Source organism: Franconibacter helveticus LMG 23732, from assembly GCF_000463115.2.
GTDB lineage: Bacteria > Pseudomonadota > Gammaproteobacteria > Enterobacterales > Enterobacteriaceae > Franconibacter > Franconibacter helveticus.
The window spans coordinates 148,152-161,624 of record NZ_AWFX01000045.1 but is presented as its reverse complement, the minus strand read 5'-3'; the positions used below and the strand labels follow the sequence as shown (position 1 = coordinate 161,624).

The window sequence follows — 13,473 nt, the reverse complement described above, 5'->3', positions numbered from 1 at the left end:
TTTAATAAGGCATGAATAAATGGCTTAACGTAAAACGTATCAGCCGCCGTAGTGATAAAAGATAAAAAACCACAGCCCTGCAAAACTTAAATAACTGCCGAACGGAAAACGCAGGGTGATATTCAGCCGCGTGCTTTTCGCCGCGAATAAAAGCCCAATGCAGCTGGCAAGCAGACAGATATAGGGCAGCGCTTGCCAGCCAAGCCAGGCGCCAAGCGCCGCCAGCAGCTTGAAGTCGCCATAGCCGAGGGCCTCTTTTTTTAGGGTCAGACGAAAAATCCAGTAAAGCGACCATAAAAACAGGTAGCCAGCAGCAGCGCCGATAATGGCGTCCTGTAATGCCACCGTGCCGGAAAAGGTATTCACCAGCAGGCCGCTCCATAATAGCGGCAGCGTGAAGCAGTCCGGCAACAGAAAATATTGCCAGTCAAGCACGCTTAAAATAATCAGGAAACTCACTAACAACCAGCCTGCCATTATTTGCGTCGGGTGATGAAACACCATCGCCATTAAACAAAAGAGCAGGGCGTTACTTATTTCAACGCCTGGCAGCCAGCGTGGAATAGGCTCGCCGCAATGGTTGCAGCGCCCGCGTAAAATAAACCAGCTGACCACCGGAATATTTTCCCACCAGCTTAACGCATGGCCGCAATGGTGGCAGTACGACGCAGGAAAGCTCAGGTGATAGAGCACATCGTTTTGCGCTTGCGCCAGGCGCGGCCCGCGTGAAATCACCATGCCAAGAAAGCTGCCGACAATCGCCCCGAGCAGCAGACACTGCATATAAAAGAGCAACGTGTACTCTTCGCGCATCAGGAAAAAGAGTTGCTGAGGCGTCGTCATACGCTTTTACTCCAGAAGAGCGTCATTTCCACCTTCAGCGCGCCGTCGTTTTTGGCAAGCGGCGTCAGGGTTATCGACTCAAGTTGGATCCCGCTTGCGCGGTTAAGGCTGACATACCACTGCCAGAGCGTGGCCAGGGCGACAGGCTCAAGCGTGAGCGTGGCTTTTTGCCCCTGCACCGAGAGTTGCGTCGGCGCCAGTTTGCTCGCTTTCAGGCTTTCCCTCAGCGCCTGGTCTGGGTTAGCCGCCAGCGTCCGGCGCACCCGCAGGTCATGTTGCAGCGCCTGGGTCTGCATCCAGGTTTGTGTCTCGCGGGCGCGGTTAATCGCCGTTTTGCCATTGTCGATAGCCGTTTGCAGCGGCTGCCAGAGGCCGTAATAAACGACGACCCACAGCAAGGCGAAGCCCATCAGCATGATCATCATTCTTTCGCGGGCGTTGCGCGCGCTAAACCAGGCGACAAGTTTTTGCTTCATTTTTTCACCGCCTCCCCTTTGAGCACGGCGGAGAACGGTTTGCCCTCCGCGGCGCTTTTCTCTTCGGTAATGGCAAAGGCGAACGCAGGTTTCGCCTGGTTGACGAAAGCCTCGACGCGCGCTTTGCCGGGGGCGGTGACATTCAGGGTAAAAGCGCTCTGCGCGGCGTCATAGCGCACCGTACCCAGTTCGATGTCGGTAAAGGTCCGCTTAATCTGATCCAACTGCGCGAGATCCTGGAAGAAATCGCGCGTTGGCGTTTTGAGTTGCTGTGTGAAGTGATATTTCAAATTACTGGTAAAGGACGACTGGGGAAAATAGGCTTTGAACAGCGCCTGCACGCTCTCTTCCGCCGCTTTTTGCTGCGTTTTGATCTGCCAGTAATTGGCCAGTTGCGGCAGCAGGCTAAGCAGCAAGGCGAGAACCGCGACGCCAGTAAGCGGTTTGCGCCAGCGGCGCACCTCTTCTTTTATATCCGCCTGCTGGCTGAAAGCGCCGTGCAGCAGATTGAGTTTTTTCGTTTTCAGCTCTGGGGCGATAAGCCGCAGCGGATGCTGCCAGGGTTGCGGCTCCACCGCCTGGCGAAAAGCGGGGAGCATATCGCCGTAACATTGATGGTTGCCTTCGCCAAGACGTTCAAACACCGCAGGCAGGAGCGTAGCGTGAACCGTGGTCGCCTGGGTCTCGCCCTGACGTATCCACCACTCCTCGTCAAGCGAAGCGAAAGTGGCGCCGTCCGGGTTGAAGGGCAGCAGCAGGGCGTCGGGCGCCGCTTTCACCACCTGCAAGCCTGCTTCGCGGCAGGCCTCCAGCATCTGTTGCAGCAGCGTGGCGTTGATGGCGGCGGCGGTCACCTGATTGCCGACTTTGCGCACCACCGTCCAGTGCAGATCTTCCACGTCGCCCATCAGCGAATCTTCCGCCAGCCAGCTAAACTGCGGCAACTGGGTGAAAGGCCCTTTTTTGGTCAGCGTAAAATCGCGGAACACCACCTCGCTTGCCGGCACCAGCAGGCAGACTGCGCCCGCAAGCGGATGCGCCGCCAGTTCGCGAAGCCCAGCCCAGCCCTCAAGCCTGGCGGGATCCTGCGCCGCGCCCAGCGGCCACCACCAGACGGCCTGTTCAGGGTTTGAGCTCGCTCTTATGATTAATGCGTCTTTCATTAGCTCATTCCTTTTAATCGACTTAATCGACGAGGCGATAGCGGCGGGACCAGAGCAGCTGGTTGCCCGATGCGGTATCGATATAAAGGCCGTCGGCGCTGCGAAGCGTTAACGCCTCTGTATTCCCTGTGTGATACAGGGTGTAAAACTGGCTGTTTAGCGTGATGTACTTATCAAGGTTTGCCGCCTGGCCTTTCACCGGAAACTGCTGTTCAAGCTGCGCCTTAAACGCCTCCAGCGTCTCCCAGCCCGCTTCCGGGCGCTGGTCGATAAGCCGCATCACATCTTCCGCCGTCAGGCTGCCGAAAAAGAGCGCGGAGAGCAGGGGAGCTTCGTCGCGCGACAGCGTGTTGATGTTAATGGCCGTTTTGGTGGCGGGCAGCGCGCACAGGAGCGTTTTGACCTTCGCGTAATAGCTCAGCGGAAAGCCGGGCAGCAGCTTCAGTTCGCTGATGGAATACATCATCTGGCGCGCCGGGACGCGGGGCGGTTTTTGCGCGGCATAAGCCTGGGTAAAATCCCGCCGCGAGCTATCCTCCCCGGGTTTTTCAACGCCAAGATACTCTTCCAGCTGCTGGTAAACCGTTTCTGCGCTGACCGCGTTAATGCCGGTGCTGGTCAGCAGGTATTCGACAATTTTCTCCCGCTGCGCTTCGGGGGATAACGCGTCCGGGGCGTTGCTTGCCGCAGGCGCGCCGTCGGCGGGCGCGTTGCCCGGCGCGTTGCCTGGCGCAGGCGAGGCGTCCGCCGGGCCGAGCAGCGCGTTAACGTTAAAACAGTTTTGTCCGTCCACCAGTTCGCTTTTCAGCGTCACCTCGCCGTCGACGCGCTCCAGCGGCTCTTTCCAGAGCTGCTGCACAGAGCCTGCTTTTTGCGGGTCGGCGACATCTTTCGCCAGCCCGTTCAGCACCTGTTTATCCGCGCCGAGGATTGCCCAGCGCAGCTGTTGCTGGCTCAGCTGATACTGAATGCGCTGTAAATTGCCGCTAAACTGCTGGCTGATTTTCGCCGCCATCACGGACATCAGCACCAGCAGGATCAACACCATCAGCAGCGCCACGCCGCGCTGGCGCCGCTCACTTTTTGGCTTCATGGTTGCGCTCCCGGGGTTGCGGCAGGTTGAGCGGGCGCGCCGCCCGCTGCCGGCTGCGCCGCCTCTGACGGCGTCGTGGTTTCCTGCGGGGTCGCCGGATCCGGCGTTCCTTCGGTCGGCGCTGCGCTTTCTGCGCCTTCGGTCGGCATCGGCCAGCCGTCGCTGATGACAAAAACCCAGCGCCACGTCTCGTCGTTTTCCAGCGTGACGGTTAACTCCACGCCCTGCGGAATGGCGCTTTTCTCCGCCCATGCGTCTCGCCACCCTTCGGCGAAAAAGCGCCACTGCCAGTTTTTTACATGTTCGAGCACAGGCACCTGCACCCCTTGCGCCATGTTCGCGAGATCGAGCGCCGGGGCGACGTCGCGCCAGAGCGTGTTGTCCTGCAACCGCCAGGTAACGCGCAAAATATCCGGCTCCTGCGGCCTGCCGAAGCTTGCCAGGTTGTCCTGCGTGGTAAAGGCCAGCGCGTTTTCGCTCAGGCGCAGCGCCTGTTCATCGCCATTCACCCCGCGCGGCAGCATCTGCGTGAGGTCGCGCTCAAGGCGGCTCCAGGTTAACTGCAACTGGCTCAGGTTCGCCGTTTGTTTATCGGTGAACGCGGCGTTTTCCATCGCGCCGTGAATAATCTGCCAGGCCATCATGCTGATAAGCGCGAAAACCATCAGGGCTATCATCACTTCCAGCAGGGTGAAGCCCTGTTGCAGGCGCAGGCGGCTATTCATCGCCGCTCCAGACGGAGGCGTCGGATAACGTCACCAGCGGGCGCGTTTTCTCCTCCGGGATATACACCGTGACCTGGTTTATGGTGTTGCCGTCGGCGTCTTTCACCGCCTGCGTGCGCCACAACCATTTTTGCCCGCCCATGTTGACCGTCTCCTCGTGCGCCTCAGCGCTAAAACGGTTATCCGCAAGGTGCGCTTCGGCGATGACATTTTCCGCCACCCAGCTTGCGCGCAGCACGTCGCCAAGCCGCCCGGTGTAGTTGGCGCTTACGCTTACGGTATTCATCAACGCCAGCGCAGCGGTAGAGAAAATGGCCAGCGCGACCATTACCTCCAGCAGCGTCATGCCCGTTTCACGGTTTGCCATGTTCGTTCCTTAATGCCAGCGTCACCGGCATCGCCCCTTTCGAGATAACGTCAAAGCTCTGCTGATCGCCGCTGCCGCTGAGGGTGAGCGTAAATACGCTGCTCTCTCCATCCGGCAAAAACAGGATCTGCGGCGGCGAAACCAGCGACTCCGCAAGACGCTGCGGCGCGAGCGAGACCCGCATATCTTCGGGAAAATCGCCCCGGGTCGTCACGCGCCCGGCATCAAGCGGCCGCCAGGCGGCTGGCTGTTCCGCGGGCGCATCACCGGCATTGAGGATAACCAGCCGGAACTCACGTTCGGTTATCACCATGCCGATGACGTTGCCCTCCATTACCGCGCGGGTCGAGGCATACTCCAGCAGCGTCTTAAACTGCTGGCCGAAAATGGCCGGGCCGCTGCGCTCCGGTAGCGTCATCACCACCAGCAACGCGCTGCTGGCGAAGATCATGATGGCCAGCATCACCTCCAGCAGGGTGAAGCCCCGTTGCCGCGCGCGACTCATTTTTGCTCGGTTTCATTTGTGGATTTCTTATCCAGCGTCCAGTTGGAAACGTCATCCGGGGTATTCGGCTCCGCATCAGGGCCGGCGGAGAAGATGTCGATGGGGCCGTGTTCGCCTGGGCTGACTATCAGGTAATCGTTGCCCCAGGGATCCTGCGGCAGGCGTTTGATATAGCCGTCCGGGCGGTAGTTATCCGGCACCGGAGAAAGCTCCGGTTTGGTAATCAGCGCCTGTAAACCCTGTTCGGTGGTGGGGTAGCGGTGGTTGTCGAGCTTGTACATGTCGAGCGCGTTTTCCATGGCGATGATATCGCTCACCGCTTTTTGTTTATCCGCGCGCTCTTTATTGCTCATCAGGTTCGGCACCACCATGCTGGCGAGAATGCCGAGGATAACGATGACCACCATGATCTCCAGCAGGGTGAAGCCGTGCTGGTGGGACACTGTCTGAAGGTTAACTTTTGCTCTGTTCATACCGTCTCTTTCACCCCACCATGTTATTAAGTTGCAGTAATGGTTGCAGAATCGACATCACGATAAAAAGCACGATGCTCGCCATCGTTATCACCAGCAGCGGTTCGAAGATAGAAAGCGTCAGGGTAATGCGGTGTTGCAGCGCTTTGTCCTGGTTGTCCGCCGCCCGCGCCATCAGCGGGCCGAGTTCGCCGCTCTCCTCTCCGGAGGCGACCATATAAAGCATCATTGGCGGAAAGAGCTGGGTCTGTTCCAGCGACGAGTTCAGCGTCGCGCCCTGGCGCACTTTGTCGGCGGCCTCCGTCAGCCGCTGGCGGACAAACAGGTTTTCCAGCCCCTCAACGGAGATAATCATCCCTTCCAGCAGCGGCACGCCGCTGGCCTGTAAGATACTGAGCGTGCGGATATAACGGGCGCTGTTGGTCGCCCGCGCAAGCTTCTGCAAAGGCGAGCGTTGGATCTGCCAGCGGTGGTAGCGCAGCCGGTTGTCGCCTTTTTTCAGCCAGAAGCGAAAGGCCACCAGCGAGCCGATAATGGCCGCCACAATAAGCAGGCCGTACGCCTGTAAAAAATCGCTGATGGCAATCAGCGTGCGGGTGGTGACCGGCAGCTCTTGTTTCATCTGCACAAATTGCCCCACCACCTGCGGCACTACCGCCACCAGCAAAATAGAGATAACGGTGATGGCCACGATGGTCAGGGTGATGGGGTAGACCATCGCCTGGGTGAGTTTGCTTTTCATCTGCTGGCGAATTTCGTTGTAATCCGCAAGCTTATCCAGCACGCCGCCAAGATGACCGGTCTTCTCCCCGGCGGTGACCAGTGTGCGGTAGAGGTTGTCGAACGCCTGCGGATATTCCCCCAGCGCTTCCGAGAGCGAGTGGCCTTCCACCACTTTTTCATGGATGGTGGTTAGCGCCTGGGCGAGCTTTTTATCTTCGGTCTGGCGCGCGATGACCCGCAGGGCGCTCTCCAGCGGCAGCGCCGCATTGGTCAGCGTGGCGAGCTGGCGGGTAAACAGCGCCAGCGAATTGCTGGAGAACTTTTTGCCGCTGCCGGCTTTTCCCGCGCCCGGCGCGCTGCTCTCCTGAACGCTGACCGGCGTCAGGCCCTGTTCGCGCAGTTGCTGGCGGACCTGGCGCGGCGACTCCGCCTGCATCGTTCCGCGCTCGGCTTTGCCGTTTTGCGCCGTGGCGCGCCACACATACCAGGCCATTACGCGTCCTCTCCCTGGCCGGTGGTGGTCACGCGCATCACCTCATCAAGCGAGGTAATGCCCTGAACCACTTTGAGCAGCCCATTCTGGCGCAGGCTGCGGGTGCTTTTGCGCAAAATCGGCTCCATGGTCATTTCGTCTTCGTTGTCATTAATGGCGCGGCGCAGCTCCGGGTCCATCACCAGCAGTTCATGAATGCCCGCACGCCCTGAATAACCGCTGTTGCGGCATTTCTCGCAGCCGACTGGCCCCCAGACGCGCCTCGGCGGGTTGGGCATGAAGTTGAACATTTCGGCTTCCTGGGGCGTCAGCTCCACCTCCTGTTTGCAGTGGGGGCAGAGGCGGCGCACCAGGCGCTGGGCGACCACCCCCAGCAGCGAAGAGCCGATAAGAAAAGACTCCAGCCCCATGTCGCGCAAGCGGGTAATCGCGCCGCTGGCGCTGTTGGTGTGCAGGGTGGACATCACCAGGTGGCCGGTTAGCGAGGCCTGCACCGCTATCTGCGCTGTTTCGCTGTCGCGGATTTCGCCCACCATCACCACGTCCGGATCCTGGCGCAGAATGGCGCGCAGGCCGCGGGCGAAGGTCATATCCACGCGCGGGTTAACCTGCGTCTGGCCGACCCCCTCAAGTTCATATTCAATAGGATCTTCCACCGTGAGGATGTTGCGCTGGTTGCGGTCCAGCGAGGAGAGCACGGCGTAGAGCGTGGTGCTTTTACCGGAGCCGGTCGGGCCGGTAACAAGGATTATCCCGTGCGGTTTATCGATAAGCCCGCGCATGTAGTTCAAATCCTGTTCCGAAAGGCCAAGCTGGGTTAAATCCATCTGCATTTTCGATTTATCCAGCAGGCGCATAACCACGCGCTCGCCATATTGCGAGGGGATGGTAGAAACACGGACGTCAATGGCGCGTTTGCCGATGCGCAATGAAATACGGCCATCCTGCGGCAATCTTTTTTCCGCAATATCCAGCTTCGCCATGACTTTAATGCGCGACACCAGCAGCGGGGCGAGCTTGCGCGCCGGTTGCAGGATCGATTGCAGCACGCCGTCCACGCGAAAGCGGATGCTTAAGGTTTTCTCAAAGGTTTCGATATGAATGTCCGACGCATTCTCTTTTACCGCCTCGCCGAGAATGGCGTTAATCAGGCGGATAACCGGCGAGTTCTCGTCGTTTTCCAGCAGGTCTTCGTTATCCGGGATCTCTTCTGTCAACGCCATCAGATCAATGTCGGCATCCATATCTTCCATGATCTGCTGCGACATGCCGCTGCTCTGCTGCCAGATCCTTGAGAGCATTTCGTCAAAGGCTTCCGCAGAGAGCGTGACCGGCGCGAAGGGGCGGCGGATCATACGCTGCATCTCCAGTACGGCGCTAAGCGGCGTGTTTTCGCGAATATAGATCTGCTCGTCCGCCATCACGATCCCGTGCTCCCGGGCATAGCCGTAAGAGCAGAACGATTTACTGGTGGTTTCCATATCTCCCCCTGAAAGCTAGTTACGAAACGGGTTACGCCCGCGCGGCGGCGTGGACGACGAAGGCGTTACCGTGGGCGAAACCGTTGAAGGCGCGTTATCGGGATACGTGGGCAGCAATTTCGGATCGGTCGGCGGCAGGATGCCTAACTTGCGCTCTTCCAGCCGCTGGAGCTGCGCGTCGCGCGTGTTGTTGTACTGCGTGCGTGAAGAGGTGCGGTAGTCAACATCGTTGCGCAGAACCGTGGGGCGAATAAACACCATCAGGTTGCGCTTGCCTTTGGTATTGCTGGTGTAGCGGAACAGCTGACCAATCAGCGGGATATCGCCAAGCAGCGGCACTTTTTGTACGGTCTGGGCCGTGAGATCTTCCACCAGACCGCCCAGCACGACGGTTTGCCCGTCGCGCACTAACACTTCGTTGCTGATGGTGCGGGTGTTAAACGTCGGCCCAAGCGAACTGTTGCTGGAAGTAGGATCGACGCTGGACACTTCCTGATCGATCTTGAGCTGTACCGAATTGTCATCGTTGATTAACGGCGTGACTTTAAGCTTGGTGCCGACGGTTTTACGCTCCACCGTGTTAAAGACATTGTCGCCGGTGGTGCTGGCCTGCGAGCCGGAAAGCACCGGCACATCCTGGCCGACGTTAAACGACGCTTCTTTGTTATCCAGCGTTACCACGCTTGGGGTGGAAAGAATGTCGTTTTTGCTGTCGGAGGCGATGGCGGTCAGCAGCACGCCAAAGTCGCCGTTGAAAAAGCCGGTGGCGAGGCCGTTGTAGTTGTTCAGCACGCTGGTCAACGGGTTCGTCGCCGTCAGGCGCCCGTCGATATCCCGTTGATCAAGCCCCTGTCGCACGCGGTTGATGCCAAGGCCGGTGCCGGTAAACTGGGCGATGCCATAGTCCTGCATCCACTGCACGCCAAGGTTAAGCCCTTCGCCGTTCTGCACTTCGACGATGATCGCTTCCACCAGTACCTGCGCGCGGCGAATATCAAGACGGGCGATAACCTGTTCCAGCGACTGCATGACGTCAGGCTGGGCGCTGATCACCAGCGCGTTGTTCTGATCGTCTGCGGTGATATTTAAATCATTCCCCGCAGCGCCAGTCATGGGGCTTGCGCCTTTGGCGCCGCCGGCGGCTTTGCCTTTTTCGCCCTGAATTTTGTCGCCGATGCCGTTCAGCACGTTGGCGATTTTGGTCGCATTGGCATATTTGAGATAAAAGACGCGGGTTTTTCCTTCGCTCACTTCATAACGGTCGAGCTGGGTGATTAACCGCCGCGTACGGTCACGCGCCTGTTGCGAGCCGCTCAGAATCAAGGTATTGGTGCGGTTATCGGCCACCACTTTGGCGGCAAGCTGCGGCGCGCTTTGCCCTTTTTGCTCTTCGTTGGTGAGATTGTTGAGCATGTCGGCAATCTCTTTCGCCGTGCCGAAACGCAGCTTGTAAGTTTCCCGTTGCTGCACCCCGGAGGCGTCGACGCGCCGCACCAGGTCCACAAGCCGGTTGACCACCGAGGCTTTGCCGGTTAACAGCAGCACGTTTGAAGGCTCGTAGTTCACCACGTTGCCGATGCCGGATGCGTCATTAAGCTGGCGCAGCAGCGGCGCCAGATCGCGCACCGGCACATTCACCATTTGTACAACGCGGGTAATAATTTCATCGCCTTTGCCGGGGTTTTGACTGTCGGCAATCGGCACCCCGGCGCTTTTCGCCATCGACGAACGCACCACTTTCAGCATGCCGTTGTCCATCGGAATAGCGGTAAACCCGTAGAGATCCAGCACGCTCAGAAAGAACTGATAATACTGCTCTTCGGTTAATAGATCGTAAGTGCGTACGGATATGGTGCCCTGCACCGAAGGGTCGACCAGGATGGTTTTGTTTAAATTGCGCCCTGCGACATCAATAAATTCGTGAATATCAGTGTTTTTAAAACTGGCGCTGAAATCTGCTGCAACGACAGGCGTGGAGCAATAAAGCGCCGCCATGCAGAACAGAGCAATCCGTCTGAATTTACCGTTCATAATGGGTGACACTGCGTAAGTTGAATGTAAAGTTTTATCTAGCTGAACTTTATTTAACTGTCTACCAAATAAAATTGCCGGAATTAAACATAACGGTTATCCCACTGATTTAAAGAAAATTAAATTTTCGGATTTTTTTACTTTTCGCGCTTATTAATACCGTGGTTTGAAATAAGTTATACAGCTAATTTTCATTTGTATAATTTATTTTATAGAGCCTGGAAATTAATTTCCTGCGTGACGAATAGCATTTTAAAATGGCTTTTAATTAATTTTTTATGGGTTAACTTCATGATTAATGACTTCTCTCAGCGAGACGGCGAGTTTTTTTAAACAAGATGCGCAATATTTTTTATCAAGCGCGTCGGGTGAGATTAAAAGCGCCGTAAGAATACAGGCTCAGCAAGGGGTTGAACGTAAAATCGGGCGAGCAGGGAATATGGAAAACGATATTTTTCAGAAGTGATTAAAATCACATAAATACACATGTGTTTGATTTGTATAATTAAAAATTTGAAATGACATTTCTTTACACACCTTTTCAATCCTTCTATAGCTACAAGTGATTCAATTTTTCACTTCAGCACGCCTTATTTCTTCATTATTCATTAAAGACGGTGATGTTTTGTTTCTTATCTGTTGCGACGGCAAAGTCCTGCTGACTAAGGCGGGTTTACGGGTCGTTGTGAGTTGATAAATGACTGCGGAGTAAAAACGATTATGTATCTTACACATTTCGGTTTTACTGATACGCCATTCAGAGAACTGGTTTATCACAATCTTAAGCAGCGCTGCTTTATTAATTATTTTGCAGGCGTCGAGCTGATGTTGGCGCATGCCTGTAATGAATCAGGCGCGGTTGGGCTTTTTGGCCAGGATGAAGAAGTTATCGCCGAATTGCTTTCCCGGTTGCGGCGGCAAAATGATAAACAAAGCTGTTTAATTAATGTCAGCGACAGCCTTCAGGCCCGGGAATTTGAAAAGCGTATTTCTGAGTTTTTACTTAATGTAATAAAGCATGAAGGCCAGCAACATCAGGCGCGCTTATTAATATTGCAGGTGCAGGGAGAGTTTGCGCCGCTGCATAAACGTATTTTACGCAAGGTAGTGGATAAGGCGCGGGAACAGGGGAGGGATATTACGCTGCTTATAGCAGGCGCGCCTGCGCTTGCCCCGGCCCTTCATGCCATGACAGGCGCGTTGCCGCTGCGTGCGCAGATTAGCCTTCGTCCGCTGAGCTGGCGGGAAACCCGCGACTGGTTTACGCATCAGCAACGCTGGAATGGGGTAAAAACCGCGCCTTTTTCCTGGCTGCACATACTGACGCTCCACTCCCGCTGCCAGGGGAAACTTTCGCTGATGGCGCAGGCGGCGCATTACGCCTTGCTTGCCGCCTTCGCCGAGCGCAGCCGACGGGTTAAATCGCGCCATGTGCGATACGCCCTTAATGAACTGACCGCCAGACGCCCGCGTTACGCTCTGCCCTTACTGGCGGGCGGCGTCTGGCTGGGGCTGTTTATCGCGGCAGGCTGGCAGGCGCTGCCGCACACCTCTGAACTGCTGCCCTTGCCCGCCGCCTGGGCGCACAAACCGCCCCCGGCGCAAGCCAAACCGCTTGTCAGAATCGAAGATTCTCTCGATCAGCCCATCAGCGCCATGCGCCAGCTTTACCGGGTCTGGGGCTATGACGTGCCGCTGGAAGAAGCATTTTGCGAAGAGGCGGGGCGCGCCAGATTGCAGTGCAAAAAAGGCGAAGGCCCGGTCTCAACCCTTGAGAAAAATGGCTACCCGTGGATAGCGGAAATAAAAGTGGCGGGGCGCATCGGCTATGCAAGCGTGGTGCGCAGCGGCCCGAAAGATCTCGATTTGCTGATGGGCAATAAAACCTGGCAGGTTTCCCGCGACTGGTTCAAAAACGCTGCGACCGGCAATTACGTGCTGCTTTATCGCCTTACGCCGCAAGGCAACAGCAAAGTGGATGCGAAAAGCGACGCCAGTGAAATTGCCTGGCTGAACAAAATGCTCAGCCGGGCGCTGATGAAACCGAAAAACAGCGCGCCAGGGTGGTCCGGGGCGCTGGTGGAAAACGTTAAAGAGTTTCAGCGCAAATCGGGGTTGAAAGCAGACGGGCAGGTTGGCGAAAGCACGCTCATGAAGCTGCTTGTCGCTTCCGGCGAATCGCCCGGGCTGATTCGTGAAAAAGAGGCTGTGCAGGAGCCGGTGCAAAAAGTTCAAAACCGCGAGCCGGCAGAGCCAGCGGGAACGGCGCTTGCCAGCACGCTGCCCGTGCAAAAAGCGTCCGTCGCGATGACCACGAAGCCATAAGGAGCCGCCGCCATGTCTGATATTTTCACCGCCGCCTATGAAAGCGTACAAACCAACCGCCGCGTGCGCCTGCGCCGTGCTCCCACAGTTAAAAACGTGCTGCTGGCGCTGACGCTGCTCGGCGTCGGGGCCGCCGCCGCCGCTATCGGGGGCAGTTATCTTCGTCTTTACTGGGCGTTTCGCAACCCGCCGCCAGCGCCGGTGGTGAAAGTCGAGCAGCCGGAAACATTTATCTCCGACATGCATTACGTCTACACCACCAAAGCGTTGCCCACGACCCAGCCGCAGGTCGATGAGCTAAAAAATGCGCTTTTCGCCCAGTTGCCGCTGCAAAACCCGCTCAGCGCCCCGCCGCAACATGAGCCGCTGTTTCAGGAAAGCGCGTTGATGACGCCGCCGGAAGGGGGCGTCGATGCGGCGAAGCTGCGTGAAAAACTGGCGATGGCGCTGCGTGAACAAAGCCGCGAATTTAATTCCGAAGTGCCGCAGGGGGCGATGGAAAACGTAAAAGCCGGGCCGGAAGAGCGCCAGGAAAATGCAGACGACGACGCGCAGGCGGTGCTGCGCCAGCGTGTGCCCTACCTGAAATACCAGCAGCATATGTATTCATCCGATGGCGTAAACAGCCGCGTGAAGCTTAACAACCATCTTTATAAAGAGGGCGACAGCCTCGCGCGCAACGTGGTGATAAGCAAAATCGCCACCGACCAGCTCATTGTCAAGATTGACGGCAAGCCTTATTCCCTGCCGTCGCTAAAGGACTGGAAGCCTTAAA

General features: G+C 57.1%; 13 protein-coding genes. 2 read left to right on the top strand and 11 right to left on the bottom strand.

Annotated elements, in window-relative coordinates; genetic code table 11:
- Window positions 1-39: 39 nt before the first annotated feature.
- The 11 genes from DW56_RS13210 to gspD are packed head-to-tail and all read right to left on the bottom strand — an operon-like array spanning window position 40 to window position 10,373.
- Entirely contained in the window at window positions 40-843 is an 804-nt protein-coding gene (locus DW56_RS13210) for a prepilin peptidase (protein ID WP_024562232.1), read from the bottom strand.
- Window positions 840-1,319 carry a type II secretion system protein GspM gene (gene gspM / locus DW56_RS13205; protein ID WP_024555039.1) on the bottom strand — a complete coding sequence of 160 codons (480 nt, stop codon included), beginning with the start codon at window positions 1,317-1,319 and terminating at the stop codon, window positions 840-842. Before gspM ends, DW56_RS13210 begins: the two co-directional genes overlap by 4 nt.
- On the bottom strand, window positions 1,316-2,482 hold the full coding sequence (gspL, locus tag DW56_RS13200; RefSeq protein ID WP_024555040.1) for a type II secretion system protein GspL: 1,167 nt from the start codon (window positions 2,480-2,482) through the stop codon (window positions 1,316-1,318). The genes gspM and gspL overlap by 4 nt, the downstream gene beginning before the upstream one ends.
- Before the next feature lie 22 nt (window positions 2,483-2,504).
- Window positions 2,505-3,575 carry a type II secretion system minor pseudopilin GspK gene (gene gspK, locus DW56_RS13195; RefSeq protein ID WP_024555041.1) on the bottom strand — a complete coding sequence of 357 codons (1,071 nt, stop codon included), beginning with the start codon at window positions 3,573-3,575 and terminating at the stop codon, window positions 2,505-2,507.
- Window positions 3,572-4,300, bottom strand: coding sequence for a type II secretion system minor pseudopilin GspJ (gene gspJ, locus DW56_RS13190; RefSeq protein WP_024562233.1), 729 nt, complete (start codon window positions 4,298-4,300; stop codon window positions 3,572-3,574). Before gspJ ends, gspK begins: the two co-directional genes overlap by 4 nt.
- Window positions 4,293-4,667, bottom strand: a complete 375-nt coding sequence (gene gspI, locus DW56_RS13185; RefSeq protein ID WP_024562234.1) for a type II secretion system minor pseudopilin GspI — start codon at window positions 4,665-4,667, stop codon at window positions 4,293-4,295. The genes gspJ and gspI overlap by 8 nt, the downstream gene beginning before the upstream one ends.
- Complete coding sequence (locus DW56_RS13180; RefSeq protein ID WP_024555227.1) at window positions 4,654-5,172, bottom strand: GspH/FimT family pseudopilin; 519 nt, start codon at window positions 5,170-5,172, stop codon at window positions 4,654-4,656. The genes gspI and DW56_RS13180 overlap by 14 nt, the downstream gene beginning before the upstream one ends.
- A complete protein-coding gene (gene gspG, locus DW56_RS13175) occupies window positions 5,169-5,645 on the bottom strand; it encodes a type II secretion system major pseudopilin GspG (protein ID WP_024555228.1) in 477 nt (158 codons plus the stop codon). Before gspG ends, DW56_RS13180 begins: the two co-directional genes overlap by 4 nt.
- A 10-nt stretch (window positions 5,646-5,655) precedes the next feature.
- Window positions 5,656-6,861: a type II secretion system inner membrane protein GspF gene (gene gspF, locus DW56_RS13170; protein WP_029589832.1), complete on the bottom strand. Its 1,206-nt coding sequence runs from the start codon at window positions 6,859-6,861 to the stop codon at window positions 5,656-5,658.
- Entirely contained in the window at window positions 6,861-8,342 is a 1,482-nt protein-coding gene (gspE, locus tag DW56_RS13165) for a type II secretion system ATPase GspE (RefSeq protein WP_024555172.1), read from the bottom strand. The genes gspF and gspE overlap by 1 nt, the downstream gene beginning before the upstream one ends.
- A 15-nt stretch (window positions 8,343-8,357) precedes the next feature.
- Window positions 8,358-10,373 (bottom strand): type II secretion system secretin GspD, encoded by a 2,016-nt coding sequence (gene gspD, locus DW56_RS13160; RefSeq protein ID WP_049292681.1) that lies wholly within the window; start codon window positions 10,371-10,373, stop codon window positions 8,358-8,360.
- A 720-nt stretch (window positions 10,374-11,093) separates the two neighbouring features.
- On the opposite strand from gspD, the gene DW56_RS13155 reads away from it, so the two are divergent.
- On the top strand, window positions 11,094-12,698 hold the full coding sequence (locus tag DW56_RS13155; RefSeq protein WP_024555174.1) for an ExeA family protein: 1,605 nt from the start codon (window positions 11,094-11,096) through the stop codon (window positions 12,696-12,698).
- 12 nt (window positions 12,699-12,710) lie between these two features.
- Window positions 12,711-13,472: a general secretion pathway protein GspB gene (locus DW56_RS13150; protein ID WP_024555175.1), complete on the top strand. Its 762-nt coding sequence runs from the start codon at window positions 12,711-12,713 to the stop codon at window positions 13,470-13,472.
- The last annotated feature ends 1 nt before the right edge of the window (window position 13,473 follow it).

What these genes read in the sequence shown, in the direction of transcription:
- DW56_RS13180 (WP_024555227.1), bottom strand. Translation starts at nt 5,172, where the DNA reads ATGAGTCGCGCGCGGCAACGGGGCTTCACCCTGCTGGAGGTGATGCTG.
- DW56_RS13210 (WP_024562232.1), bottom strand. Translation starts at nt 843, where the DNA reads ATGACGACGCCTCAGCAACTCTTTTTCCTGATGCGCGAAGAGTACACG.
- gspI (WP_024562234.1), bottom strand. Translation starts at nt 4,667, where the DNA reads ATGGCAAACCGTGAAACGGGCATGACGCTGCTGGAGGTAATGGTCGCG.
- gspG (WP_024555228.1), bottom strand. Translation starts at nt 5,645, where the DNA reads ATGAACAGAGCAAAAGTTAACCTTCAGACAGTGTCCCACCAGCACGGC.
- gspJ (WP_024562233.1), bottom strand. Translation starts at nt 4,300, where the DNA reads ATGAATAGCCGCCTGCGCCTGCAACAGGGCTTCACCCTGCTGGAAGTG.
- gspM (WP_024555039.1), bottom strand. Translation starts at nt 1,319, where the DNA reads ATGAAGCAAAAACTTGTCGCCTGGTTTAGCGCGCGCAACGCCCGCGAA.
- gspL (WP_024555040.1), bottom strand. Translation starts at nt 2,482, where the DNA reads ATGAAAGACGCATTAATCATAAGAGCGAGCTCAAACCCTGAACAGGCC.
- DW56_RS13155 (WP_024555174.1), top strand. Translation starts at nt 11,094, where the DNA reads ATGTATCTTACACATTTCGGTTTTACTGATACGCCATTCAGAGAACTG.
- gspD (WP_049292681.1), bottom strand. Translation starts at nt 10,373, where the DNA reads ATGAACGGTAAATTCAGACGGATTGCTCTGTTCTGCATGGCGGCGCTT.
- gspE (WP_024555172.1), bottom strand. Translation starts at nt 8,342, where the DNA reads ATGGAAACCACCAGTAAATCGTTCTGCTCTTACGGCTATGCCCGGGAG.
- DW56_RS13150 (WP_024555175.1), top strand. Translation starts at nt 12,711, where the DNA reads ATGTCTGATATTTTCACCGCCGCCTATGAAAGCGTACAAACCAACCGC.
- gspK (WP_024555041.1), bottom strand. Translation starts at nt 3,575, where the DNA reads ATGAAGCCAAAAAGTGAGCGGCGCCAGCGCGGCGTGGCGCTGCTGATG.
- gspF (WP_029589832.1), bottom strand. Translation starts at nt 6,861, where the DNA reads ATGGCCTGGTATGTGTGGCGCGCCACGGCGCAAAACGGCAAAGCCGAG.